Raw genomic sequence first — 26,123 nt, forward strand, 5'->3', positions numbered from 1 at the left:
TTTTTCTTTTCAAACATGGTATAATGAAAGCGTTTAATAGAAAAATTTTTAAGGAGATATGAGATGACTTATCAAGAAACCTATCAAACATGGCTCGACTTTGCGGACCTTCCAGATTACTTGCGTGAAGAATTAGTCGCAATGGATGAAAAAACAAAAGAAGATGCCTTCTATACAAATCTTGAATTTGGTACAGCTGGTATGCGTGGTTATATTGGCGCTGGTACCAACCGCATCAACGTATTCGTCGTTCGTCAAGCTACTGAAGGTTTGGCAAAATTGGTAGAATCAAAAGGTGAAGAAGCTAAAAAACGTGGTGTTGCCATCGCTTACGACTCACGTCACTTCTCTCCAGAATTTGCCTTTGAATCAGCTCAAGTTTTGGCAGCGCATGGTATCAAATCTTATGTATTTGAAAGCCTTCGTCCAACTCCTGAGTTGTCATTTGCTGTTCGTCATTACAATGCCATCGCAGGTATCATGGTGACTGCCAGCCACAACCCGAAAGAATTTAACGGCTACAAGGTTTACGGTGAAGACGGCGGACAAATGCCACCAGCTGATGCAGATGCATTGACCAACTTCATCCGTGCCATTGACAATCCATTTGCAGTTGAATTGGCTGACCTTGAAGCCAGCAAGGAAAATGGCTTGATTACAGTTCTTGGCGAAGAAACTGACCTTAAATATCTTGAAGAACTCAAAGACCTCAACATCAACCCTGAATTGATTGCTGAATACGGTAAAGACATGAAGATTGTCTACACACCACTTCATGGTACGGGTGAAATGTTGGCTCGTCGTGCCCTTGCACAGGCTGGTTTTGAGTCTGTCCAAGTTGTTGAAGCACAGGCAACTGCTGACCCTGACTTCTCTACTGTCGCTTCACCAAACCCAGAAAGCCAAGCTGCATTTGCCCTTGCGGAAGAATTGGGCCGTGAAGTCGGTGCAGATGTCCTTCTTGCAACTGACCCTGACGCTGACCGTGTTGGTGTTGAAGTTCGTCAAGCTGACGGTTCATACTGGAACCTTTCTGGTAACCAAATCGGCGCTATCATTGCTAAATACATCCTTGAAGCCCACAAGCAAGCAGGCACACTTCCTGCAAACGCTGCCCTTGCTAAGTCAATCGTATCCACTGAGTTGGTAACTAAGATTGCAGAAAGCTACGGTGCTACCATGTTCAACGTCTTGACTGGTTTCAAATTCATCGCTGAGAAAATCCAAGAGTTCGAAGAAAAACACAACCATACTTACATGTTTGGTTTTGAAGAAAGCTTTGGTTACTTGATCAAACCATTTGTACGTGACAAGGATGCTATCCAGGCTGTGCTTATGGTTGCTGAAATTGCTGCCTACTACCGTTCACGTGGCATGACCTTGGCTGACGGTATCGATGAAATCTTCAAAGAATATGGCTACTTTGCTGAGAAAACAATCTCTGTTACTCTTTCTGGTAAAGACGGTGCAGAACAAATCAAGGCAATCATGGCTAAATTCCGCGATAACTCACCAGCACAATTCAACGCAACTGACATCGCGGTCTTTGAAGACTTTGCCCTTCAAACTAAGACAGACAAAGATGGAAATGTTGAAAAACTCACTACTCCTCCTTCAGATGTCTTGAAATACACCTTGGCAGATGATTCTTGGTTTGCAGTTCGTCCTTCGGGAACCGAACCAAAAATCAAATTCTACATCGCAACAGTTGGTGAAACACTTGCCGAAGCGGAAGAAAAAATTGCCAATATCGAAAAAGAAATCAACGAATTTGTTGGGTAATCATCATAAGCTAAAAAGAGTCGCAATTGCGGCTCTTTTCTAGTCAATTAAAATATTAGCAGAAAACATGAACCTCATAAAAAATTGCAATTGAGCAATAATTTTCTAAGGTGTTTTTTATTTGCAGTGCTTCTTATACTCAATGAAAATCAAAATCAGACTTACTCCAAATGTTCGGGTAAAGTCTCTAGAGTTTCAAGTGCAGTTAGAATAAGGTCTAGTTTGCTGTCTGCAGATTGTTGAATGTAGAAATTAAGTAAGATATATTCATAAATCCCTCTCAAGCCCTTTTTTGCTTGATCCATGAGGAAAACTTGGCATCATTTATGATTATTCAAGCACAAAATCTTTTCTCTCAACCGCCAAAGATGTTAGTTTACCTTGCTCAATTTTTTGATGACCAATCAGAATTTCCTTTTTAAAGCCTTCAAAGGCAACTTGAAATTCCGTCACTTGTATATCACTGTTTACGTACTCTTTGGGTTCTTTAGTTTGTTCATAAAAAGTTGCATCTACTATGAAGTTGACGGGTTTAGTATTTGCCATAGTTATTCCTTATTGTAAAGATGGTTTGTAAATACATTCTATCATGTTTAACTTCTAAATTCAGCTAACCCCCTACAATTCCCAAGTACATCGAAGACAAAACCTCATCGATTTTGTACTATTCATTCATGCAATCTTTATAACTGAAAATACAGTTAAAACTAGAGAAGTCTGCAAGCTACCTAACTCTCCATCCCTAATTCTTCCAAAAAGAAGCGATTCAGTGGAAAGATATCCTGTCTCTCATCCTGAACAATTTGGATATAGGCTTCAATTTCTCGAATGCTTTCTTCCAAATAGTTTTGAATCGGAAGTAAGGATGAAATGAGTGTTTCTTCTGGATGGTTGATTTTCAAGTCCAGCAATGCTGCGACATGGGGTTTCATTTCCTCTGGAAGCAAAGCCTGAACAAGGTCATCAAACAAAATAGGGGGAATGGTATGATACTTCTCAATCCAGCGACATGCCAAAATTGGGCGCAAAGCATAAAAATATTTTTTAGGTTTGACCTGTTCACAAAGCAGGTATTTTTGCATATTACCTTTGGCAGTGTTGAGATAATGATAGAGCATTTTTTTCTCAGAAAAATAGGTCTGAGCATACTGGCGAATTCGCTCAATAAAATCTGTCTGATGATAGACAATCGGCGATTGCAACCATTCAAATAAGGTTGGGTTTGACTTAAACAAGAGTTTCAAGGTTTTGTCTAGATCCCACCCACTCACATCCCAGGTTTCATCAATCGGCAATTCAATCACATCTCGGCCTTTATCCAAAGCCAAATAAAAATCCGGCTTATGCTTGTAGATAAAACGAACATCGAAGTCACTGTCTGGTGATTCAAAACCCCAAGCACGACTACCTGATTCGATTGCCCACAAGACCTCGACATCAAATTCCTTCTCAATCTCCCGCAATTTTTGGGGGACTAAGGTCATCATTTCATTTTGTGTTTTCATTATTACTTTTCTTTCTTTAGATAATCCTCATATGCTTTAAAATCATCTGGATTATCAGCATAGTTATATTCATTAGAACAGATAAACTGGTTCGTTTTTAGACTGGTAAAAATATGTTAATTCGCCACATGAAACACAAGCTTCTTGAAAGCTCTGTTCGGTTAGGCCCAAATTGGGAAGGCAATCCTGATAAACGGCATTTTTAAAAAGATTTGGGCGAATATTCTTTTGATAGTCCCATTCTTTTCTGCGATTCCGTAAATACTCGTCAAATTTTTCATGCCAGTACAGAGTCGGGTGCAATTCCTCGCACTTCTTGCACCAAAATCCATCAATTTCAATATCCACGTCTCCCATTTTTTCCACCTCAAAATAAATCATCCCATCGGTGTCGAACAGTATCAAATTGTGAATGCCCAAGTAATTCTACAACCTGTTCATACACAGATTGATAATAAGTTCCATTATTTTGCAGTTCGATTTCATAGCCTTTTTGAGCAAACCGTAAAAATTGATAGGCAAGATCAAGATTTACAAACAGTTGGCCATCCAAAAGCATCGATTTTCCCAAAGCAAGGCACAAACTTGGATAATTTTCAAGTGCCTGATACCAAGTGATATCATATAAAGCCTCCAAAGGCTCATCTAATAGATAGGATACAGCCAATCGATAATAATAAAGAGACAATTCTTCATCCTGAATTCCCCATTTTGTAGTTCTATAGATATCTCCTAATTTATAAGTAGCGTCAATATTTTCCTTCTTAGCTGCTAGCTTGAAATAAGCAAGTGCAAGTCTCAAGTTTGGTTCAGAATGTCTACCATATAAATAACAATAACCCAAATTTGACATAGCATCTGAATTTCCCATACTAGCCGCTAGATGATAGTAGGCAGCAGCAAGGCCGTATTCACCATCGCGATAAAAATTTGCTCCTTTGCTATTTAGATAACCTGAATCATTGTTTTCAATCGCTTTGTAATCCGCTTCCGATAATTGTAATGTATTGTTCATTTTATCCTCCTTCATTCAACACTAGTTTCGGCGACCACTTGCAAACATATATTTTAATATTTATAAATTGATTATACCATTAAAACAACAATAAACTGCAATATCGCTGTCACAGCTACAAAAAAGATATGTCTATTAATAAACGAATTCCACATCATAAAAATAGGAGCAAGTCAACCAACTACTCCCATTTCTATATTGAATAATGAATTTCTTAACTAATTTATTCTTTAGTTGTGTGTCGCTTGCCTAAACTAAGTGCTTGTTCCTCTGACATCTCAATAACCTTTGCAAAATTGGTATTGGCTGGCATGTTTTCTTTAGAATACCAATAAACATCCGCATTTCCATTCCTAGCAATATAAACAACTGGAGCAAGCTGAGTTTCAGATTGAGCTACTTGACTACTTTCGCTTAGTTGTGATTCCGGCGCAACACTAGAGGAGGCAGTTTGACTAGTTTCATCAGTTGAAACTAAGGATGGTGTCGCAGTACCTTTCAAATAATCTATTGTTGCATTTTTAGAATAATTATCTAAGATGACAGTTGTAATTCCATATCCATCTACCGACTCTTTCGGACTTCCAAGGTTTATGTTTATTAGATATCCAGATTCATCCAAACCAACATATTGAAGAGAAATCTGCCTTGGTATCAGCTCATCACCGGAATAAATAGGAGTTACTTTATAATCTAACCAAAAATGAGGGTGATTTGCTAGCCAACTATCCAAACGATTTTCATAGTAAAGCATGCTCTCGAAATTGCTATCATCTGTTCCTTTATAGTTCCCGCTATTTGTCCAAGCAGTCAAGGGAACCAAATTTTTTCCTTCGTCTGTCAAACCACTAAATTGGTAACCAATCAGATGGCCCCTATTAAAAAGCCAAGATTTTTTACCTTGATTACCATAGGCAATTTTATAGTTATGCCATCCAACAGGAGTAAATTTTATCCGTGGTTCCCTACGCTTCTTAGGTTCATCCTTATCCTGAAGTTGAATATGTGCGGAAGTTGCCCTACCTAACGTATCAAATTCACCAAGCACAATCTGCTTATTTCCATTGAACGGAATTAAGTTTAGACTACCGTAATCAATACTTTCTTGGTTAGCTTTAACAGGAAAACCACTTACAAGAAAGGAAATGAACACAAGTAAAAATAGACAAATTCTTTTCATAATCAATTCTCCTAGATATTAGTGGTTGAAATGATAGCCCAAAAATTGTATATCGGAAACATTTGTACTATACATTCCACCAATTTTCCATAATACAGATAAAACAGGAATAATATACACTATATTCATATAATACACTCTCGCGGTAAAAAAATCAATTCTTTATAGGTATTGAAAGTAAAAACTATCTCTCCCTTTTTAATATGGTATTTAAAAATAGAATATGGACGAGTGAAAATGTAATTAATAGATTTCATTAAACAATACCGCAAAAACATTTAGTAAAAAGCAAAGCTAAATTATTCAATTTCAAAACTAATAAAAAACTCTTGAAACCTAACGATTGCAAGAGTTTTAATCCTATGCTTATAGCACTTGTATTCAACTTGTTTCAAATAGACTAAGATTGTAATACAATTTAGGAAATTTCCTTTCTAAGAGGGCAAATTATTTCTTTCTACCTCCAAGAACTTTGTTTAATATAAAAGGTGCAGCAGTTATAGCAATACCACCCATTACTTTCCCAGCTTTACGTATTCCACCCAGTATCTTATTTCTACATGATTCACACTTATTATATTTATAATCTTTTGGAATGATTCTACCACATTTTTTACACGTATTTTTTTCTATCATGTTAAATCCTCAGTTTCAATCTCTTTTAAATTATTAGGTAATTCTAATATTGTTGCATTGATTTTAGGTAACTCTTCAGTCCAATAATTTGTTGGAGATGGATCAAGTAAATCCAATCGTTCCACCAAATGTGGTGTTGCTAGATATGTATCATTTATAAAATGTGCAAAGTATTCGAGACTTTTTTGAGCAGCCTTCTCTTCACCCAATTCATTATAAGCCATTGCGGCTGACAAAGAAACAATATTTACAGCAGATAGTCCATCTCTTATTTCACTTATTCTAGAATCAATTGTTTCTTGTTTAACACCTTTTAATAATTTACCAAAAGTATCTTCAGGTTGTTCTTGAATAAAAGAAACATTAGATTTTTGGCTTAGCATCAAAAGATTGCGACTATCTTCAGCATCAGAAATTACCTGAAGAAGCATTGAAGTTCTTAACTGTGGGTTGACAATTTCCCTTGCTTGAATTAATTTTTGTTGACAGCTGTATGCTATAGCTAACCTATCAGACTCCTGCCCCTTTCTGACATCCTCAATCGCAAGCTGAACATTTTCAATCTGCTCCGCAAGTCGTGCCATTTGAAGTTGTGACGAATAGTTGGAAATGGATTCAGTAATTTCTGGCGCAAGATTCACAGTTTCCAGGGGGACTGTCGCAGCAATTTTCCCAGTTTCCGTATTCAACAATGTTGCCATTAATGAACCGTCTTTTTTAGTCATTAATTTTAAAGCACCTTTTGCAATTGCTTGTTTTTGCTCTTTAGACAATACAGCCTGTAAGGCTTCTTCTGGTACTGTTGACTTTACTGCATTAATAAATGATGGAGCAGTATAGAGCAACTTCTCTATTTGAGAAAAAATTGTGTTAGCTTTGCTTAATAATGGTCTTGCAATTTCTGGAAGGTTACCAAATACACTTGTAGGTTTTGCTTCAAACGCCTCAACATCTAGAATCTCATAATCATCTGGACCATAATATATAATTTCTTCATTCATTAATTTACCCCTTTCAAATAGTTCATAATAATCGGGCTTTTACTTTAGTGATTTCAACCAAAATATCACTTATTACTCTAATTATATCACTAAAAGCTTGTTAATAAAACATCACATTAGGTTTTTGCATTTATATATAAAGAAAAGTCTACTAAATTCCCTAGATTAAACCCTACTCTAGTTTCATAGACTTGGTGAATACGTTTCTATTCCTAAAAATTCCTTTTCAATAGAAATAAACATATCCCCACAGGGGGATTGGAAATAGAATTAGATAATTTCATACTAGCACTTCTACTCACTCTGATACTTTCCCACCACAAAGCAAAAAGCCTTACAATCAAGGCTTTTCATTATCCCTTTCGTTCAAAGGTTTCTAAGCTTTTACAAGCAGAGCGACGCACTCCACATGTTTTAAATGAGTATTAAAAGGCAAAGCTTTCATAAAAGATGCGGTCTTCTGGGATGCCATTTTTGACCAAATAATTTTGGTAGGCACGGTTCATTGCCATTGGACCTGCAATGAGGAAAAAATTGTCACGGTCTAGGGGGATGAGTTCCTTCAACTGGGTCTCATCCAGTCGTCCCTCTTGAGCAAAATAGGTGAAATTTGGTCGCTTAGTTGCTAGGCATTGTAGCCAGTCATAGGCAATTTTTGCTCTGCCATTTTTTACGGTATGAATCAGATGAATCGTCTGACGGGGATTTTTTTCAATCAAGGATAGAAAGGGGACGATACCTACACCACCCGCAATCATAACCAGTTTATCCTGCCGTAGAAGCGATGATTTGAAACGATGAAGTACCCCGTAGCCGTGGGTAAATTCAAGTCCCTCTCCAATATCAAGTCGAGCTAAGGCTTGAGTAAAATCACCCACCTGGTCGATAATGAGGGAAAAGCTATAATCATCAAAACACGCAAGAGAAAAGGGGTGGGGCTCAGCTAAATCTGGCTGATTAGGAAACCTAATGAAGATAAAATCCCCTGCTTTAAATCGGGTCAGGTTCTGACTCTTAACATCCAGTTTCAGCAAACCATCATCCAGATACTCTAGGGAAAGCAATACACCAGACTGCCACTTCTTTAGCTTAAAAACGGCATATGAACCAAGGGCAAAGAGGGTATAAAGACTGATTAACACCATAAAACCAGTGGCTTGACGGATATAATCAATGACCCAGATATGAAGATAAACTAGAATCACAGCAAGAAGATTCAGGCGATGAATCCAAATGCTAAACTCGTGTTTGAAGAGCTTTTCTAAGAACCGCTTGAGATTTACCAGCCAGACCCAGCGACTGGTCAGCCAACCCGCCATAAAAATAAGGGAGTAGGCAATCAGGGTCAGAAAGAGATAAAAGGCGATATCTCCTAAAAACTTAGGCAGGTCTTCCGAAGGGAGCAACCATTTATGGAGGTGGCTCAAGCCCAGAGCAAAAAGACTGGTTATCCCGTGAATGATATACATATCAGGCAAACCAATTAAACGATCTAACCAACTGGGTCTGGAGGACAGCCAAATGACCACTAAAAACCAGACATAGGCAACCAAGCCGTAGAGAACGCCGACTTGACTTCTGCCATCCAAACTAAGTTGTGCAAAGAGTAGGCTAATTGCTGGTAGGGGAATCAAAAAGAGCAAACCTAGCCACAAACAATTTAGGTAAAACCGATGATGTTTTAACATAAAAGACCTCCATTATACTGTAAAATCTGATTATCATTAGTCACTAGGGTTGCAGTCAGGGCGTGTTGTCTGATAAATGCCCCAACTTCCTCATCCGACAGGGTCATCAACAGGGTTGACCAGGCATCCATGTCAACCAAAGACTGACCGACTAGGGTGATTTGAGCAAGGGAATTGGACTTTCCCTTCCAAAAATGATTGCCTCGTTGACTTTTCCCTGATGTCGCCACCCCACCTTGCCTTAGAGAAATTACCTTATCCATTTTTAAACGGGCATTTGGAGGGGCAACGGTAACTTTCCATTCAAAATCATTGTTTTCCTGGCTAAAGCAAAACATATCACCGCCACCGTTTAAGATGATTGAAACCAAGACCCCTTGATTGACCAAATCAGTCCAGATGCCCTTGACAACTTCCTCAACAGCCCAGCCTTTGACAAAGGAGGTGGGATTGAAACCTCGCTCATCATAGGGATGAAAGAGATAACCTGATTTTTCTTCAAGATGTCGAGCTAGACCAATGATGGTCGCCAGTTTATCATTGATGACAGGCTCTCGACGACGGTAACGACTGAGTGAACTGGTTTCGAGAAAGGCAGAAAGTGATTCTTCCACACTCTTTAAAAATTGGTCAGTCTGGTGCAGGGCTTGCGAGACTTGGGCAACTTCAACCTTATCCATGGAACGCTGGCTCGCCAGTTGGATGGTAAAGACGGTATCCATATGAAAGAAATGGTAAAGCTGATAGAGATAGTTAGACATTGACACTTACCCCCTGAATCATCTCCTTGTTAAAGGAATCATCACTCGAATAGACGCTAGTTACGTCTCCAACTAGGGAAAAAAAACCATTTTCAAGGACGATGTCTTGCTGGAAGAGGACATTGCTCTCCCAGTAGAGGGTTCCCTCCAGATAAATGGTGTATAGACCATCTTCAAGTCCCAGTCCATCGTCAGTCTTGCCATCCCAAATATAGGTATTTTCCCCTGTTGACGGCGTTGGACTTGTCACCAAATCCAGTTGCTGTTGACTGAGCTGACTGGCTTGAACTGCTGACACCCAATGATTTAGACTATCGGGACGGCGAGAAAAACCTCCCTGAGCCGTAAAGCGACTGACCGACAGGGTTCGGACGACTTCACCAGCCTGGTTCTCGACCCAGATTGCCACCTGGTTTGATGCCGACCCCGCCATGCGTTGGTAATCCAGTAAAATGGTCACTTGGTTTGATGAAGTGGTTGAATCCGAATCTAGACTATCAGTATGCGTTTCCGAGTCAGCAATATCAACCTGACCAGTCGCAACTGCTGTCCCACCAGCATCCGTCTTCCAAAAATTGGTATAAATGGAAAGATAAGTCAGAATGGTAAAGGCACCAACACTGAGCCATACAGGGAGTGATTTTTTCATCATAAAACCTTTCTTTTTAGTTTGTTGATAATTTATGATATGATAGGGCTATGTTAGAGAAAAACTCCGTCTCAGCCAAATTAGCCTACATGACCTATCTCAATCGTGAGAATCAGTTCAAGCACTTCGATTCCTATTCGGAAGATATGCGTCAATACCATCTCCTTGCTCAAGGTAAGGACGAAGCCCTGACTGAAGGGGAACGCATCTTTGAAAAAATGCGTTCTGTCAGCCTCTCTAAGAACACCCTCCAAAGTAGTCGCTATATGTTTATCGCCAACGCCACCCTTGCCACTCGATTTGTCATTGAAGCTGGTGTCGAGGCGGAAAAAGCGTACAATATTAGTGATTTGTTCATCCACCAGATGGATGAGGCTAAGGATTTCACAGAAATTAAGGGCATCCAGCAGAAAATGATTGCCTATTTCCTTAAGGAAGTGAAACAAGTGCAACACCAGCGGATATTTTCAAAACCAGTCATGACCTGTCTGGACTATATCGACCAACATCTCCATGAGAAGATTTCTGTGCCAGACCTGAGCGATTCGGTCAATCTATCGCCTAACTACCTGTCCCGACTCTTCAAGGATGAGACAGGCATGACCATTACAAGCTATATCAATAACCAACGCATTCGAACAGCTGAAAATATGATTCGCTACTCGGACTACAATTTTACCGAAATCAGTCAGATTTTAGCCTTCGGCAACCAAACCTATTTTAATCGGCAGTTTAAAAAACAAACTGGTCTCAGCCCCAGTCAATACCGCAAACATGGTCGACCAGACTACTTCCTCAATCAGCCAGCTGATAGGGACTGACCTCATCAACAATCGCCAACACCTGACGACTATGCTCAAATTGCTTTGCCATCGTTTCAACATCACGCTCAGTAATGATTCGGTTAAACTCAACAAATTCGGCATACATCCTGTGCTGACCAGCATTTTTATCTAAAACTTGTCCCTTGTCTTTTCCTGTTTGGACAAAGACTGACGGCAGTTCGTTGGTCGGTCCATCGATGCGGATAAAACCGTCCGTTCCCTGAATCGTTGACGAAATGGTTGACGATGAATCCTTGGCACCGATACAAATGGCCTGAAAATCGCCATAATCAAGGGAAAGAATGCCTGAAGTATCAACTCCTTTTTCCATATTCGCCGCATAAGAGACCGACTTGGGACGACCGAACAAGCCGACCATCAGGTGGATGTTGTAGATGTTAATATCTCTCAAAGCGCCACCACCTTTTTGAGGGTCAAAGGCTGGCAAGATATTGCCCCGCTTAAAGGTATCATAACGCGAAGAATACTGGGAATAATTGCAGGAAACAATTTTAATGTCACCAAGATTTGCCAACTGGTCTTTGATGACCTGAAAATTCGGCAGGTATTGGTTGGTGATGGCTTCCAGCAAGAATAGATTTTTTTCTTGAGCCACTGCCTGCAACTCATCCAATTCTCTCTCCCTCAGTGTGAACGGCTTTTCGCAAATCACATGTTTCCCCGCCTCCAAGGCTTGCTTGGCATAGTGATAGTGAAGGTGATTTGGCAAGGCAACATAGACGGTGTCAATCTCAGGATTGGACAGAATGCTGTCATAGTCACTCGTCACCTCTTTTATCTTGTAGGTTGCTGCAAGATTTTTTGTTTCCTCCAAACTCCGAGAACTAGATAAAATAACCTCCAAGGAAATCTCATCAATCTGTGTAAGGACTGGCAGAACATCCTTCACAATCATACCAGCACCTAAAATTGCAAGCTTCATTAAACATACCCATCATCCCCTTTGGGATGCCTTTCTGTCAACTATTATAGGAAAAATACCCAAGGTAAACTTATCCTATTCTACGAAACTTTATCTTCAACTTTATGAATAAAGGCCATGTTTTTTTATTTTTCTTTCTATTGGTGTTATATGGAAATAGAAAAAGAGGTGAGCTCAAACTCACCCCACTAGTAGAACCGTTTAAGACGGTGGCTAGCTCAAAGTTATATTAAAACAACTGTCGGACTCGCCAAAGTTAACAACGATTGTTTTCTTTTTCAATCAGTTCCAACAATAAGCCGACTGGCTCTAGAACAAAAGCTCCCAAATGCAACATCATACCTCATTTAAATCAATCCTTTTCTCAATAACATAATAAACTTAGTTACCTTAATTTTTCTTATTCTATGCCATATAACTTGTTTTAACTGTCCTCGAACACACTCTACTTGATTTCCAAATTAGGAAGGGGTGGGGACATCTATTCCCTCATACTCCTTATCTCATGTCCCCCCTTGCGTCTACGGAAATAAATCCCTCTAAAATCCACCAGCACATCAACTACTTCAACTGAAATAGTTACTCTGATACTTTCCCACCACAAAGCTCAAGCCTTGCAATCAAGGCTTTTCATTAACCATTTCGTTCAAAGGTTTCTAAGCTTTTACGAGCAGAGTAACACACTCCACGTGTGTAGTCTGTTCCTTGAGAATACAATTTTTTATCCTCGTCACTGTTTTGAGGACACAATTTATCTGTTTCTAGTTTAGCATTTTTACGTTTACTTTTAAATTTTTTTCCATCCTTGTTTTGAGTTTCACCTGTTTTGAATATTATGGTTAACATTGCAGGATCAATTTCTCCTTCGCTATTAACTCCACCTACAATAATTTTCTCAACAATACTTTCAAAAACTGCACGATCAAACTCCGTAAGCATTTTCTGTGAAGATAGCAAGTGCTTAAACTCAGTTAGTCTTTTCTTTACATCGATTTCTGATTTTAAGGTTGTTTCAATATTTACCTTCTCTTCTGCTAGAAACTCTTTTTCTGAGGAAATTTCATTGTACTTTTCATTGTATATGGTATCGCTAATTTTCCCTTCGAGCCTTAGATTTACAAGATTTTCCTCTTTTTTTAGTAATGTTCGAAGTTTGTTTGTAATCCTTTTTAGTTCCTTATTAAGGCTATTGTCATTCAATTCAGATTCAATCGTTTCAAGTAAGTCTGTCATTAAGTTTTCATTTGAATGATAAAGTTTTCTGTAAGCTTCCATGAAAGCCCCCTCAATAGCGAGCTCTTCTAATCCTTTACTATGCTTACAAAATTTCTTTCCTTTCTTTATCGATGTAACACAGTGCCACACAACCTTGCGATAATCTGAACGGCAGTGCCAACTTCTTCTAGATAATATTGAACCACAAAAACCACATTCTAACATGCTACTAAAAGCATACATTTTTGAATAGCGTTCACGCTTGCCATTTACATTTGCAGCAGTCTTCTTATTTCCTGCTCGACGAAGTCTTATCTCCTGAGCTTTCTCAAAGTCTTCTTTAGATATTATAGGTTCATGATTATCTTTGATGTAGTACTTATCTTCTTCACCAAAATTACTTAAACGTCTCTTGCTTATTGGATCCACTGTAAAAGTTTTGCCCATTAGAATATCGCCTTTATATTTTTCATTCTTTATGATTCCTATACTTTATATTCATAAAGTGTGTGCTCTGCGAGGCTGTCGGCAGTGCCGACCAAAACCATAAAACCTTTAAGACCTTTCTTTTTTTTACGAGAAAAAAGAAACAAAAAAACCTGCCCTCTGCCACCTCAGCAAAGGGGGGTTTTGCTCTCGTGCTCGTTTAAAAATCAGCAAGGGACAGGTAGTATTTTTTGAGAAGATCACTCAAAAAATCTCCACCTTTAAACCCTTGCCAATTTTTATTTTGTCCGTTTTGTCTAGCTTACCGAAAGCCAGACTCAGCAAGAATAAAATTTTTATTGTCTTTCGGTTTTCTAGTGTAACGGACAAAACCACTCAAAATAAAAAAGATACAAGAGAGGTCTCTCGTATCTTTTATTCAGCAATCGCGCCCTTTAATGGAACAAAAAGATTTGAATTCCTGTTATAAAAAAAGGATCAATTTTGAACTCTCTCCCAAAGTTGATCCCTTAACGATTTAGAAATCCCTTTGAGAATGTTTATATACATTCAAGGTAACCAGCCAACTAATGACAATGATTCCTGAAAAAAGTAATAACAAATTACTATACAGATAAGTTGACTGATCAACTTCCATAGGTAACAACCTTTGATCAAGTAAGGGTATGGATAATAAACCACCTACAATTGCAATACCTGTTCCCTCTGATAAAAAGCTGGTAAAGTTAAGCAAACTCATTCCAGCACCAGCTTCCTGCTGTTTCAAGCTACTTGAAACAATTGTTGATATAACTGTTTTGGTGAACGAAAGCCCACCTAAAACAAATACGATTATAATTGTCATGAACCATGATGTTGTTTCTAAAAGAAAGGAAGCAGTTAAAAAGCTAACAGAAAGAAATGTAACTCCGATGTTTAACACGTATAAAGGACCTCTTCTATCAACAAGTATCCCACCAATGTAGCCGAAAATAATGACACTCATTGTTCCAGGGAAAATAATTACACTTCCGATTTCGGCAGTACTTAGCTGGTGAACATCTTTCATCATATAAGGAACCATAGAGACAAACCCTGCTACTGTTCCAAATATAATTCCCCCACAAAGAACTCCAATCATAAAAGGTATATTTTTCCCTAATCCGGGATCAACAAAAGGATCTGTTACTTTCCTGATATGTTTTACAAATATCAGGAATGACAGCACGCTAACGATAAGAAAAGAAATGCTATATGATGTTGTAAACAACATAAAAAATACAATGCCTACAGACATTAGTATAATTCCTTTGATATCAAAATGACCTTTTATCCTTACTTCTTTCTTTAATAATTTCATAAGAAACGGAACAGTGATAATTGTTATCATAGGAATGAGTAGAAGATAGTACCAATGAATATAATGGGCTATCATTCCACCAATCGCTGGACCGACTCCTTCTCCCATGGCTACTATCGATCCAATAAGACCAAATGCTTTACCCCTATTTTCCTTTGGAATATAGCGCGCAACTACAACCATTACGAGTGCTGGAAATGCAGCTGCACCAGCCCCTTGAATAAAACGAGCCATAATAAGTAAGGAAAAGAAAGAATGGCCAACAAACCCAATTACCGACCCGAAACAATTTATTATAATTCCAAATAGGAGTAACCTTTTGATGCCTAATTGATCAGATAGCTTTCCATATACAGCTGTTCCAATGGAAAAGGTTAACATAAAGGCTGTGTTCACCCAGTTTGTACTCGCAGGTGGTTTATTAAAATCATTTGCAATATCAGGTAATGAGACGTTCAAAACCATTTCATTTAATACGCTAAAAAAAGATAAAATGCAAAGCCAAATTAAAATTTGGTTGTGTCGTAAATTCGATTGTGAATAGGATGTATTCACATTTCACCCCTCCAATAATGAGGGCAGACGTAGTTTATAGGGTTAATGATACGCTTCCCTCTTTTAATTGAACCCTGTTACATTAATTACACTTCATAATTAATTCCTCCTAAACTTGATTAAAACATTTTACCACATATAAACTACAAATTACAATAAGAACAACTAAGCTAAATAAAATTTTCCTCATGCTACTTCACCTCCTTTATAACATCATCAAATAATAAGAGTGCCCTTTGCCAATTTGTTGTAACCTTTAAGTTATTTAGTTCGATCATTGTTAACAGAATTCCAATTATTCCATCTAAATAACCAAGATTATCTTTTGTTTTTATATTTTCAAATTCCGCGGTAGTATTAAAACCATATGTCATGTCTTCTCTAAAATCACTAATTAACTTTTCCTTAAGAGATTTTGTATTCTACTCTTTTAGTGACCTCTAACCAATTTACCTCTTTTTACATATTTTTTGAATTTCAACATTATTCATAACAGCTAAATTACAAAAATACGATAATATGATAAAACCATTTAAGTATACTAGAATCATAAAAATTTCATTTTTCCCAATTTCTAGGATCATATTAACAGGTAAAACGATAGGCAACCAGAAGATATTTAAAAATACTTTATTGGTTGCAAATATAATAAACAGACATTCGATAAAAGAAATTACTAGATTCCCTCCCTTTCCCATGATAAGACTAAGTAACATATGGAAATGGTTAAGTAAGACTAATAATAACCAAGTAATCACACCAACATACGCAAAGTAAGAGAGTCTATTAAATTCAACTCCTACCACTATCCAAACTGGAACTCCCAATAAAACCATAAGTAAGTCTGTCGAAATAAGCTTTATTCCCCAAATAATTCCACTATTTTTTTCGCTTTTAATATTTTGAAAGAAATTTGCTTTTTCCTCTTGTTCATGAAGAAAAATAGAGAAAATTGATGCTAATATACAATATCCTAACATAGGTAAAAAAATGATATTTTCAATTACAACTGAATTATTTGTAAACTGTAAATAAAGAGGAATTGTGAATAATTGAATAATTGATAAAATTAAAATAAGATTTAAAGTAAGAGAGCCTTTCAACTTTAGCAACTCACTTTTTAGAATTTTGTTCATTAGTTATCCTCCACTTCAACAAACTAAGGAAACTCACAAAAACTAAGATTGAAAGAGATACTGATATTAAAATTGTCGATATTTCAACTCCACTTAATGCTGCCTCTAAATCACCTGAGGGTTTTAAATGTAAAAGAGCATAAGCAATTTTATAGTGATAAGTATAAGGAAATATGAACCAAACCGATGTCTGAGCTATTAGAGGAGCAACTAATAAGCAAATAAGAGAATTTGTAGCCAACAACAAGTAGGGATTTATCCACTTTGCTAGAAAATATAATAGTGGTAATACCCAAGCAGAAGAAACACCAATAAGTAATAAACAAATCAAATCTTTACCAATGTCTACTGATATCACACCTGAAAAAAGAAATGAGATGCCATAAAATATTATCGTAAAAATAAAGGTTGAAATCAAAACATCCTTGAACTTCAACAGTATCTTCGCTAAATAAATAGTAAACGTATATCTACCCAAGCTAATATTTTGAAACGCACCTGCATTCTCCTCCGCGCTATAATCAGCTAAAAACAATAACCCAAGGAGAGTGAAAAGGAATCCTCCCTCCCACCAATAAATTGAAAAACTTTCTAAATTGAGAGGTCCTGCTAGTATGAAAGCTATAAAAATTGCTAGCAAAGGAATAAGGATTAGTAATTTTTTATCAGAACTAGATTTTTGCTTCAGCCACTCAGATTTAAAAATATTAGTCATTTCCATCACCTCCATGGACAATTCTAAAGAATAGTTTTTCTAAATCATTTGAATTCTTATTAATATCATCGTAAAAAATCTTGCCCTGATTCAGTATAACGATTTGATCCGCAATTTTGCTGACTTCACTTAGTTGATGGCTGGACAAGAGGACTGTCATTCCAGATTTTTTTAGATCCCTAATTAAATTTAGCAATTCTTTTATCCCATCTGGATCTAGACCATTAGTTGGCTCATCTAAAATTAATAAATCAGGATTGGTAATAATTGCCATTCCTAAACCAAGTCGTTGCTTCATTCCTAATGAAAAGTGCCCTGCCTTCTTTTTTCCAGTATCAGATAAACCAACCAACTGAAGTACCTCATAAATTCTTTCATCTGGAATATCATGTAGCAATGCTCGTGTTTTTAAATTGTCAAATGCAGAAAGATTCAAATAGATAGCAGGAGATTCTATCAACGCTCCAATATCAAATCTATTTTCTTCTACAATATCCTTATGCTTTCCATTGAAAATGACTTCTCCACTATCAGCTCTTTCTAACCCAAAAAGAATTTTCATAATGGTGGATTTCCCAGCCCCATTTACTCCCAGAAGACCACAAATAGTACCTTCTTCAATTTTAAATGAAACGTCTTTTAAAACCTCTTTGTCTTTATAGCTTTTTCTTAGATTTTGAATGATAACTTCCATTTTTTCTGCCTCCATTTCTTTTATTATAATACAAAAGAAATTTCAGTATTTGTTCAGAAAAAAATTGAGCAAAAAGTCGATATCTCATTGATTTTTTCAAATTTTCGAAACAAAAAAACGCATAAAATCAACGTTTGTAAATGAAAGATTTCATGCGTTTTTGTTTATATTAGGCTTTTTGACCAGCCCGTAAAATTTTTTTAATTAATAAAGTGACCTGTGCACCACCATTTTGTGGATTTGAGAGTATTAATTGACCTTGATGTCTCATAGCTATCTTTTGAGCAAATGAAAGTCCTATTCCGTAATGCTTATCATTTCTTCCTTTATTCTCTGTGTAAAAAAGTTTTCCTCCATCTTTAAGAGACTCTTCTGTAAATGGTAAACCATTATTCCAAATCTCAAAACTGATAAAGTTAGAACTTTCAGATATAGTCAGTACCACCTTGCCCTCTTCTGAACAAAATCTAGTCGCATTAGATAAGATATTTATCAAAGCTCGATCTAAGTTGAGACGATTTCCTTTAATCACTCTGGTATGGGATTCATTAACTATTTGAAAATTAATTTTTTTTGAAGACATAATATCTCGACATTCTAATGATAATTCATCAAGAAATTTTGCTAATTCAATATCTTCCTGATAATTCTTATCCTCAATTAGCAACCTTGAGTAATTAACCATTGAATTAAAATACTTTTCAAATATACCAACACTATGATTTATTGAGGACATAAAATCTAATTGTTTTTCATCTAGATTAGTCATCTCAAGCAACTCGATATTCCCCTTTAAAACAGTTAATGGTGTTTTAATATCATGTGCTAATGCAGCAACTTGAAATGACAAATCTTCTTTATCTTTTTTCTCCATTTCTAATAACTTTGTCAACTCTTCGTCTTTTTGATAAAGCGTCAATAAAATGTTATTACATTCTAAGATTTCAGTTTCTTTACGTCTAATATCCATTCCTGATATTCCCATATTCAGAGATATTTTTTCAATTAAACGAAAATTTTTTGTAAATTCTCTTAAGAGCCTGATAACGGAGATAGAGATGAGTAGTAATTCTAGCACTATAAAAAACAAATAAGAGACTAAATTATAGGAAATATGTCGAAAGTTTTGATTTACAAATTCGGGCACTGTTGGTCTTCTAATAACCAAAATAAAATCTGAGTTTTCATATTCTGTAAACAATATAGAACCCTCGCTAACCGAACTTCCAGTATCAAAAACTTCTTTATAATGTTGTAAATCCTGTTTTTGATATTTTCCAGAGACCAATTCGCCATTATCGCTATCAAACAATACATAATCAAAGACAGAGTAATCCATTTGATTCTTAATACCGTTAGCAGATTTACTATCACTAATTGAAATATGATAGTCTGTTCCATATGTATTCAACTGACCTGTAAAAATAAGAACGTAGCTCAATACAAGCAACATAATAACATTTGCAACTGTACCAATCACTATTTCAAGAACTGTCCTTAAAATCCGCTTATTAATTGAATATCTTTTCATCATTCCACTTATATCCCATCCCCCTTATTGTTTTAATGGGATTAATTCCATAGGAACCAAACTTGACTCTAATTTGATAAATGTATTCCGAAATTGAACGAAATAATGCATCTGCTTCATCATCATAGACACATTCATAGATTTCTTCTCTTGTATAAACCTTATTTGTCTTACTAGATAATAGCTCTAAAATATCATATTCCCTTTTAGTAAGAGAAATAGCTTCACCATTAACACACACGAGTTTTTCTTGAAGGTAAAATGTTAGTGGAAATAATTCTCGAATAACAGATTCATTAGATTCAGCATTTCTATAACGTTCTTCTCGTTTTAAATGCGCTGCAACCTTAGCAACTAGTTGATTAACACTAAATGGCTTTGTGATATAATCGTCACCACCGAGATTTAAGCCAGATACAATATCATCTTCAGAATCTTTTGCACTGACAAAAATAATCGGAGAGGATACTGATTTACGAATCTGTTTACAGATTTGCAGACCATCAACATTTGGCATCATAACATCAAGCAATATTAAATCAAATCCATCAAAATCACTTATTTTTATAGGAAGCCTAACTTCTTGATAAGTCGTCACATTATAGTTTTTCATTTCTAAAATTGTTCGCATCAATTTTACAATTTCAAAATCATCATCAACTACCAAAATCTTATACATACTAGGTACCTCTTTTATCTCATACTACTATTTTACACTATTATTGCACAAAATTTGTAATATTTAGTAGCCTAATTTGTCCATTGTTTCCATTATTACTAAGAAAACAATTATCATATAAAATTCGAATAGCTTCATCTGGTTGGTCCTTCAAATTATACTTTTCTATAATCAATCCTAAAGCTGCAGAGACTTTAGGAGTCGAAATTGAAGTCCCATATGCATATGTATACTTTCCTTCAAGCGTTGGAACAAGAATCCATTCTTTTTCATATAATTTATCAGCTACCCATTTATCATATCCTACTTTAGAAAGCGCTTGACTTCCACCTCCTGTTGCATAGATATCAATGTCGCCATTCCCTTGATTTGAGAAACTAGATACAAGATCATTATCATCTACTGAACCAACTGTAACAACATTGTCTAATTCAGCCGGAATATCTTGTACAGTTCCATCAACTTGACTATAATCTTTTCCTCTTAAACTACCAAGATAGTTTTTTAATTCATCTTGATTCTGTAAATCCATCCCTTCATCACCTACTGAAGCAACGACAACGGAACCTTGATTATGAGCATAATTAATTGCCCGTTGATAGATATTGATCAAAGCTGTATCATCATCTTCATCAGTGGAATCTCTTAACAAATATTCTCCTAAACTAAGGTTAATAACATCAACATCATCTTTTGCTGCTTGAATGAGCGCTTTGAGAATCCATTGGTCTTGAGCATTCCCTTCATCAAAAACACGATACATTCGTATTTTCATGTCAGGTGCTATCCCTAAATATTCTCCACTTGATGAAATTTGTCCCACAACAGAGGTCCCATGGCCAATTTTATCTACAACATTTTGGTTATCAACTATTCCTGTTTCCAAATCTGATGTGAAATTTTGTACTGAAATAATGTGTGAATAAATATCTGGATTATCATATGTAATACCAGAATCTATTACACCAATTGTTGCTTTACCAGAAGACTTATGTTGAAATTTACTTCCAGTACTAATACTCTTTTGCATATCCCACTGATTTCCCCAAAAATCTAAATTAGTATTTGTATAAACCTTGTCCCCATACAAATAAGTAATATTAGGCTTTACAGTCATAGTATTATCTATAACTATGTCATCAATATAATTAGAGTTTTCTTTTTTTATTGTATCTTCACTTTTTTCGGTAGAAATAGTTAAAAAATTTATTTCAGGTATTTTATCAGTAACTTTAATTCCTTGACTTTGTAAAACATCTTCTACATCCTCAATAGATTTATTTTCACTAACTAAAACATTATAACTAATTTCCTTATTTTCATTAGCACTTACTCCTGATGACACAGAACCGCTAGCTAATATAACAATAAGACTTTTGTTCAAAATTTGGTTCAAATAAACTTACTGATACAGTGTAATCAAGCAAAGCTTCTTGGAACATTTTAAAAGAAATCTTTCCACCTTTTATCCACATATTATTCTTTCCGACTGAATCAATATCATGTGAATCATTATCTAATAAAAAATTTGGTTCACAATTAAAATCTGTCAATAAACGATTTTTCGATCCTTCAACAGAATTTATATTTTTTACACCAATAAATCGTGTATTTTCTTTTGTAAAAACTTGTCTCTTATATGCACCCGACAAGTGAGAACCTTTTTTCAAAATATTATAACTATTGAAATGAGCAATGTAGTTAATTATGTTTTGATTATTAAAATCTTTCATGATAGTCAACGAATGCTGATAACTTCCATCTTTTTCACTTATAATATTTTCACATAACCATTGATTAACCCAAGATTCTTTTTCATGATCGTATATAGTTTAATACTCGATTATAAACGCTTGCCGATAATTCGTTAATGATCTCTATTTCAAATGTTTTTTCATACGTAACTGCCATTTCATTTTCACTCCTTTTAAAGTTTGTCAGGTAAATATTTCCGTATATATTCTTCTAAGGCTTGATCCATAACTTCTTTTACGTTTCCGCCATTCTTTGCTGTTTCGATTTTTATGATATGGTGCAAGTCAGCACGAACACGAACCGTCTTATCTCCCATTATATCTTTTTTTGCACTGATTGGTGTATCATTTCGTTTTGCTTTTTGTGCGCCTAAATTTCCCACAATCACTCACTTCTTTCTATTTCTTCTTATTCTTATTTTATCATCAACAATCACAAATCACAAGTGATTTGTGATTAATCACTTGTGATTTGTGATTCTATTCTTTTTCGTTTTCTAATTGAATGATTCGCTCAAGCATTTCAAAAAATACGTTCTCATACATGGATAAAACTTTTTTGTCATAGCCTTTGTGTTCTGTAATTCCGTTTTTAGACCAGGTACTTACTTTATTACTTCGCTTGATAATATTTTGGAAAACCAAGTTATCTTCTTTATGTTGCTTGTACAGTTCTTCCAGGTTTGATTTTATCGTTGCGCTGTCCGTATCAACTAAATAAGGAACAAAACCGATCATATCTAGTCCAGGGTTAAACTGTTCTTGTAAATCAATCAAATAGGAAATATAGTTTTGAATGTTGTTTGTACTTTCTTCTTCTGCTTGTAAAGGGATCATAACGTAATCACTTGCCACGATTGCATTATTTGTATAAACGCTTGGCGTTGGTACAGTATCAATAATAATGAGATCATAGTCACTTTTTAAAGGTGCTAAAAGAGTAGCAAGCAATCTACTTTCATTTTCAAAAGTCCATGAGCGAGTTAATTTTGGCAGTAACATCAAATCAAACGTGCCAGGGATCAAGTCTAAATTATCAGTCAAATGAACAATAGAAGAAGCCAAGTTTCCATTTTTCAGTCCTTCATAAAAATTAACACGTGGCAATTCTACCTTAAATGTTTTTGCTAAGTCTTTTGTCAATGTTGCTTGTAAGTCCTTATCGATCATTAAAACTTTTAAATTAAATTTGTCTGTCAAGTAAGCAAACATAGTCGATAATTTTGACTTTCCAACACCACCTTTAAAATAATTGTTTAAGATAACAATCGCTTCATTTTTACTGTTTAAAATACGTCTTAATTCTTCAAGTATTTTGAGTTCTTCCTTCTCCATAACTACGCCCCATTCTTTTTTTGTATAGTAATATTGTATCATTAGGAATCACAAATCACAAGTGATTTGTGATTAATCACTTGTGATTTGTGATTATTCCAAAAGTAGGTAATTTCACCAACCTTTTTCAAAAGTTTTTATCGACGATTATTGGACTGGATCGTGTTTCCTAAAGCGATTCTAATGTAGTTTTATAAAAAAGATTGATCATTTATAATAAAGTTCGTTCATTTAAAACAAAGTTTGATTTTTTATAATAAAGTTTGATTAAAGCAACCTCTATGGGTATGATGTCCATAAGAGGTTGTTTTTTTTTTAGAATTAAAAATTAATAAGGTGGAGGGAGTATATGGCTAAAAGAAAACGTTCAAGTTCGTATGAGAAAAAAATGAAAGAGGGTTACGGACAAGGTATTGGAATCGATTATAAACCATGGATAACTATTCAGGATGTACCTTCATTGGGAAGGGTTACTCGATTAAAAGGACATAAGATTCCAAGACAATTTGAATTTCTTTCAGATTTAGAACGAAATTACTTTTATTTATTGGAATATTCCGATTTAGTTGAAGATATTCAAGAACAGTACCCTTTGCTACCAATTGAGGAAACGATTATTATTGCAAATGAATTAGGAATTAAACACCCCACAGACCTTAAAAGTGGAGAACCAATAGTGATGACAACAGATTTTTTAGTAACAACTAGGAACAATACAGAAGTTAAAAAGTTTGCTAGAACATTGAAATATAAAAATGAATTAATGGATAAACGTGTATTAGAAAAATTTGAAATAGAGCGTGTTTTTTCAACTAAATGGTGCCATCACTAAAGAAGGAGAAGCATCTTTTTTGTCGATTTTATACAATACGGGCAGGTTAGTGACATTAGAAAACCGACTGTAAAAAGTACAGTCGGCATTATCTCATATTAAAAAAGCCAGTCATTAGGCCTATCTGCCAATTCCTGAATAGAGTTCATAAACAATCCTGCATGATAACCATCACAAACAGAATGATGTACCTGTAAAGATAGCGGTAAATATATTGAATTACCTTTATTAATGAATTTTCCTGCTGTAATAATGGGTAGAAGATAATTACTATTATTATTGATATTTAAGTTAAACCCAGTAAATGAAGTCCATGGAATAATAGAAATAGAAAAAGCATTTTCGGGTATAGGTGTTTTGGGAAACAATTTCCCCGAACCATTATATTTCTCTACATCAGAAAGGTATAAATCATAAAACTCTTTGAAGTCATTCCTTGCAGGAGTCCAAATACCAGAGAATGTTTTAGATACACTATCAAAAATTGTGTATAGTGGGTCTAACTTATCCCAATAGCCTAACTCTCCCTCGCTATTGTAACCAGTTCTAAAAGCTGTATTTGAGTTTATCACCCTTGTCACTAAGAAAACAAATGCAGGATAAAATTTATATCTTTTTTGTTTTATGTTTCGGTATAAAACACTAATATCAATTTCTGTGGTTATACTAAAAGTCGTTTGTTGGTTCAAATAATGATTAAATATCTCTTTTCTCTTCCAATTGTCTAAATCAATTTTATTAAAGTTCATTTGATATGCCTCCTAAATTTTTATCTAAAATGAATTTAGGAGGCTGATTTGTCTGCTTTCTTCATTAGAATCAATCCTTTTTTAAAAGTCAATATTATTGTAACATAAATATATATCTTAAAAACATCTCACTTTATTCAAATTTCGTTTGTTGAACTGATTGTTACTTTCTAAAAGAATGAAAAGCGACTCATAGAATTATTTCCTCCCGTTAAATAATAGATAACTATTAAAAATAGACAATACTTGCTCATAAGTAACGGTACTTAAATTGTTTACTTTGGCGTGTTTCATTGCTTGATGAAACTGATTTTTAGTAAACAGTTGACGATATTCTCGATTGACCCATTTTGAAACAAAGTACGTATATAGCTTCCAATATTTATCTGGAACATCTGTGGTATGGCGGGTAAGTTTTATTAAGACACTGTTTACTTTTGGTTTAGGATGAAAGCATTCCGCTGGCAGCTTAAGCAATTGCTGAATCGAGACTTGAGTGTGCAAGAGCAACCCTAGTGTTCGGTGAATATCCAAGGTACGCTTGTAGAATCCTTCTTCAACAATCAGATAGATGTCAGACGCATGGCTTTCAAAAACCACTTTTTTAATAATTTGTGTGCTTAAATGGTAAGGAATATTCCCAACAATTTTATACCTCTGTTTGTTAGGGAATTGAAACTGTAGAATATCTTGGTGAATTAAAGTGACACGAGTATTCAGTTTTAATTTTTCTGACGATAAGTTGAATAGATGACTGTCTAATTCAATAGACGTTACCTGTTTACTTATTTTAGCCAGTTTCGTCGTTAAATGCCCTTTACCTGTTCCAATTTCGTAAACGGTATCGGTTTCTTTTAAATTCAATTGTTTTATTATTTGGTTGAGTACTTTTTCACTCGTTAAAAAGTTTTGAGAATATTTTATATTTTTGTTCATGTAATCACTCCTGAAGTGATTACATCTGTAAATAAATACAGAAGTTAAATGATTTGTTTGTAATTTTAGTTATCTGTTTAAAAAGTCATAAGATTAGTCACTGGTAGGAATTAATCTAACGTATTTATTTATCTGTGTAATCACTGTTTTTAGTCTGTTTCAAAACAGTAGATGTTTTATCTACATAACGCATTTGATAACGCATTTGGAATACCAACATGA

28 protein-coding genes and 3 pseudogenes are annotated in these 26,123 nt (G+C 35.3%); 3 read left to right on the plus strand and 28 right to left on the minus strand.

Annotated elements, in window-relative coordinates:
* Positions 1-63 precede the first annotated feature (63 nt).
* Positions 64-1,782, plus strand: coding sequence for a phospho-sugar mutase (locus ODU41_RS05580; protein WP_024384389.1), 1,719 nt, complete (start codon positions 64-66; stop codon positions 1,780-1,782).
* Positions 1,783-1,943: 161 nt separating this feature from the next.
* Here the strand turns inward: ODU41_RS05580 and ODU41_RS05585 are convergent, their stop codons facing one another.
* From ODU41_RS05585 to ODU41_RS05635, 11 genes are all read right to left on the minus strand, one after another.
* The gene (locus ODU41_RS05585) at positions 1,944-2,087 is read right to left on the minus strand and encodes a hypothetical protein (RefSeq protein WP_398578745.1); all 144 of its coding nucleotides are present in this window, start codon (positions 2,085-2,087) and stop codon (positions 1,944-1,946) included.
* Positions 2,088-2,112: 25 nt separating this feature from the next.
* Positions 2,113-2,328 carry a hypothetical protein gene (locus tag ODU41_RS05590; RefSeq protein WP_074391201.1) on the minus strand — a complete coding sequence of 72 codons (216 nt, stop codon included), beginning with the start codon at positions 2,326-2,328 and terminating at the stop codon, positions 2,113-2,115.
* Between the two features lie 182 nt (positions 2,329-2,510).
* On the minus strand, positions 2,511-3,287 hold the full coding sequence (locus ODU41_RS05595) for a nucleotidyltransferase domain-containing protein (protein WP_074391202.1): 777 nt from the start codon (positions 3,285-3,287) through the stop codon (positions 2,511-2,513).
* A gap of 72 nt (positions 3,288-3,359) precedes the next feature.
* Positions 3,360-3,644: a hypothetical protein gene (locus tag ODU41_RS05600; RefSeq protein ID WP_074391203.1), complete on the minus strand. Its 285-nt coding sequence runs from the start codon at positions 3,642-3,644 to the stop codon at positions 3,360-3,362.
* A 10-nt stretch (positions 3,645-3,654) separates the two neighbouring features.
* Positions 3,655-4,302, minus strand: a complete 648-nt coding sequence (locus tag ODU41_RS05605; protein WP_074391204.1) for a tetratricopeptide repeat protein — start codon at positions 4,300-4,302, stop codon at positions 3,655-3,657.
* 223 nt (positions 4,303-4,525) lie between these two features.
* Complete coding sequence (locus ODU41_RS05610) at positions 4,526-5,488, minus strand: DNA/RNA non-specific endonuclease (RefSeq protein WP_370695983.1); 963 nt, start codon at positions 5,486-5,488, stop codon at positions 4,526-4,528.
* Between the two features lie 441 nt (positions 5,489-5,929).
* On the minus strand, positions 5,930-6,118 hold the full coding sequence (locus ODU41_RS05615; RefSeq protein WP_398578746.1) for a hypothetical protein: 189 nt from the start codon (positions 6,116-6,118) through the stop codon (positions 5,930-5,932).
* Complete coding sequence (locus tag ODU41_RS05620) at positions 6,115-7,119, minus strand: hypothetical protein (protein WP_079848508.1); 1,005 nt, start codon at positions 7,117-7,119, stop codon at positions 6,115-6,117. Before ODU41_RS05620 ends, ODU41_RS05615 begins: the two co-directional genes overlap by 4 nt.
* A gap of 425 nt (positions 7,120-7,544) precedes the next feature.
* Positions 7,545-8,807, minus strand: coding sequence for an FAD-dependent oxidoreductase (locus ODU41_RS05625; protein ID WP_074391207.1), 1,263 nt, complete (start codon positions 8,805-8,807; stop codon positions 7,545-7,547).
* Positions 8,801-9,568 (minus strand): FAD:protein FMN transferase, encoded by a 768-nt coding sequence (locus tag ODU41_RS05630; protein WP_074391208.1) that lies wholly within the window; start codon positions 9,566-9,568, stop codon positions 8,801-8,803. Before ODU41_RS05630 ends, ODU41_RS05625 begins: the two co-directional genes overlap by 7 nt.
* Positions 9,561-10,220 carry a DUF2271 domain-containing protein gene (locus ODU41_RS05635; RefSeq protein WP_074391209.1) on the minus strand — a complete coding sequence of 220 codons (660 nt, stop codon included), beginning with the start codon at positions 10,218-10,220 and terminating at the stop codon, positions 9,561-9,563. Before ODU41_RS05635 ends, ODU41_RS05630 begins: the two co-directional genes overlap by 8 nt.
* Before the next feature lie 47 nt (positions 10,221-10,267).
* Between ODU41_RS05635 and ODU41_RS05640 the strand changes: the two genes are divergently transcribed.
* Positions 10,268-11,038, plus strand: coding sequence for an AraC family transcriptional regulator (locus tag ODU41_RS05640; protein ID WP_248017583.1), 771 nt, complete (start codon positions 10,268-10,270; stop codon positions 11,036-11,038).
* On the opposite strand, the gene ODU41_RS05645 is transcribed toward ODU41_RS05640, so the two are convergent.
* The 14 genes and pseudogenes from ODU41_RS05645 to ODU41_RS05710 form a co-directional block, all read right to left on the minus strand.
* Positions 11,013-11,984: a Gfo/Idh/MocA family protein gene (locus tag ODU41_RS05645; protein WP_398578747.1), complete on the minus strand. Its 972-nt coding sequence runs from the start codon at positions 11,982-11,984 to the stop codon at positions 11,013-11,015. The two genes, ODU41_RS05640 and ODU41_RS05645, sit on opposite strands and share 26 nt — an antisense overlap.
* 633 nt (positions 11,985-12,617) lie before the next feature.
* Positions 12,618-13,688 (minus strand): annotated as a pseudogene (locus ODU41_RS05650) (recombinase family protein); the annotation flags it as partial.
* A gap of 475 nt (positions 13,689-14,163) precedes the next feature.
* The gene (tet(L), locus tag ODU41_RS05655; protein ID WP_024399185.1) at positions 14,164-15,540 is read right to left on the minus strand and encodes a tetracycline efflux MFS transporter Tet(L); all 1,377 of its coding nucleotides are present in this window, start codon (positions 15,538-15,540) and stop codon (positions 14,164-14,166) included.
* A gap of 34 nt (positions 15,541-15,574) precedes the next feature.
* Positions 15,575-15,622, minus strand: a pseudogene (locus tag ODU41_RS05660) (tetracycline resistance efflux system leader peptide); the annotation flags it as partial.
* A gap of 367 nt (positions 15,623-15,989) precedes the next feature.
* Positions 15,990-16,676, minus strand: coding sequence for an ABC transporter permease (locus tag ODU41_RS05665; RefSeq protein ID WP_398578748.1), 687 nt, complete (start codon positions 16,674-16,676; stop codon positions 15,990-15,992).
* Positions 16,654-17,391, minus strand: coding sequence for a lantibiotic ABC transporter permease (locus ODU41_RS05670; RefSeq protein WP_000181737.1), 738 nt, complete (start codon positions 17,389-17,391; stop codon positions 16,654-16,656). The genes ODU41_RS05665 and ODU41_RS05670 overlap by 23 nt, the downstream gene beginning before the upstream one ends.
* The gene (locus tag ODU41_RS05675) at positions 17,384-18,085 is read right to left on the minus strand and encodes an ABC transporter ATP-binding protein (RefSeq protein ID WP_000452012.1); all 702 of its coding nucleotides are present in this window, start codon (positions 18,083-18,085) and stop codon (positions 17,384-17,386) included. Before ODU41_RS05675 ends, ODU41_RS05670 begins: the two co-directional genes overlap by 8 nt.
* 169 nt (positions 18,086-18,254) lie before the next feature.
* Complete coding sequence (locus tag ODU41_RS05680; RefSeq protein WP_398578749.1) at positions 18,255-19,619, minus strand: sensor histidine kinase; 1,365 nt, start codon at positions 19,617-19,619, stop codon at positions 18,255-18,257.
* Positions 19,597-20,295: a response regulator gene (locus ODU41_RS05685; RefSeq protein ID WP_172087419.1), complete on the minus strand. Its 699-nt coding sequence runs from the start codon at positions 20,293-20,295 to the stop codon at positions 19,597-19,599. Before ODU41_RS05685 ends, ODU41_RS05680 begins: the two co-directional genes overlap by 23 nt.
* Positions 20,296-20,335: 40 nt before the next feature.
* Positions 20,336-21,640, minus strand: a complete 1,305-nt coding sequence (locus ODU41_RS05690) for a S8 family serine peptidase (RefSeq protein ID WP_341783275.1) — start codon at positions 21,638-21,640, stop codon at positions 20,336-20,338.
* A gap of 7 nt (positions 21,641-21,647) precedes the next feature.
* Positions 21,648-22,028 (minus strand): hypothetical protein, encoded by a 381-nt coding sequence (locus ODU41_RS05695; RefSeq protein ID WP_398578750.1) that lies wholly within the window; start codon positions 22,026-22,028, stop codon positions 21,648-21,650.
* 91 nt (positions 22,029-22,119) lie between these two features.
* A pseudogene (locus ODU41_RS05700) lies at positions 22,120-22,206 on the minus strand (antitoxin); the annotation flags it as partial.
* Between the two features lie 16 nt (positions 22,207-22,222).
* Positions 22,223-22,438 carry a peptide-binding protein gene (locus ODU41_RS05705; RefSeq protein WP_001835296.1) on the minus strand — a complete coding sequence of 72 codons (216 nt, stop codon included), beginning with the start codon at positions 22,436-22,438 and terminating at the stop codon, positions 22,223-22,225.
* A gap of 91 nt (positions 22,439-22,529) precedes the next feature.
* Positions 22,530-23,426 (minus strand): ParA family protein, encoded by an 897-nt coding sequence (locus ODU41_RS05710; RefSeq protein WP_002304405.1) that lies wholly within the window; start codon positions 23,424-23,426, stop codon positions 22,530-22,532.
* 307 nt (positions 23,427-23,733) lie between these two features.
* Here ODU41_RS05710 and ODU41_RS05715 point away from each other — a divergent pair, with 307 nt between their 5' ends.
* Positions 23,734-24,216, plus strand: a complete 483-nt coding sequence (locus ODU41_RS05715; RefSeq protein ID WP_398578751.1) for a TnsA endonuclease N-terminal domain-containing protein — start codon at positions 23,734-23,736, stop codon at positions 24,214-24,216.
* Positions 24,217-24,314: 98 nt separating this feature from the next.
* On the opposite strand, the gene ODU41_RS05720 is transcribed toward ODU41_RS05715, so the two are convergent.
* From ODU41_RS05720 to ODU41_RS05730, 3 genes are all read right to left on the minus strand, one after another.
* Positions 24,315-24,965: a type A-9 chloramphenicol O-acetyltransferase gene (locus ODU41_RS05720; RefSeq protein WP_039139170.1), complete on the minus strand. Its 651-nt coding sequence runs from the start codon at positions 24,963-24,965 to the stop codon at positions 24,315-24,317.
* 198 nt (positions 24,966-25,163) lie between these two features.
* The gene (gene erm(B), locus ODU41_RS05725) at positions 25,164-25,901 is read right to left on the minus strand and encodes a 23S rRNA (adenine(2058)-N(6))-methyltransferase Erm(B) (protein ID WP_002321849.1); all 738 of its coding nucleotides are present in this window, start codon (positions 25,899-25,901) and stop codon (positions 25,164-25,166) included.
* Positions 25,902-26,025: 124 nt separating this feature from the next.
* Positions 26,026-26,121, minus strand: a complete 96-nt coding sequence (locus ODU41_RS05730) for a 23S rRNA methyltransferase attenuation leader peptide (RefSeq protein WP_010722831.1) — start codon at positions 26,119-26,121, stop codon at positions 26,026-26,028.
* Between the last annotated feature and the right edge of the window lie 2 nt (positions 26,122-26,123).

Origin of the sequence: Streptococcus sp. 2022WUSS083 (assembly GCF_044427155.1) — a bacterium.
GTDB lineage: Bacteria > Bacillota > Bacilli > Lactobacillales > Streptococcaceae > Streptococcus > Streptococcus hashimotonensis.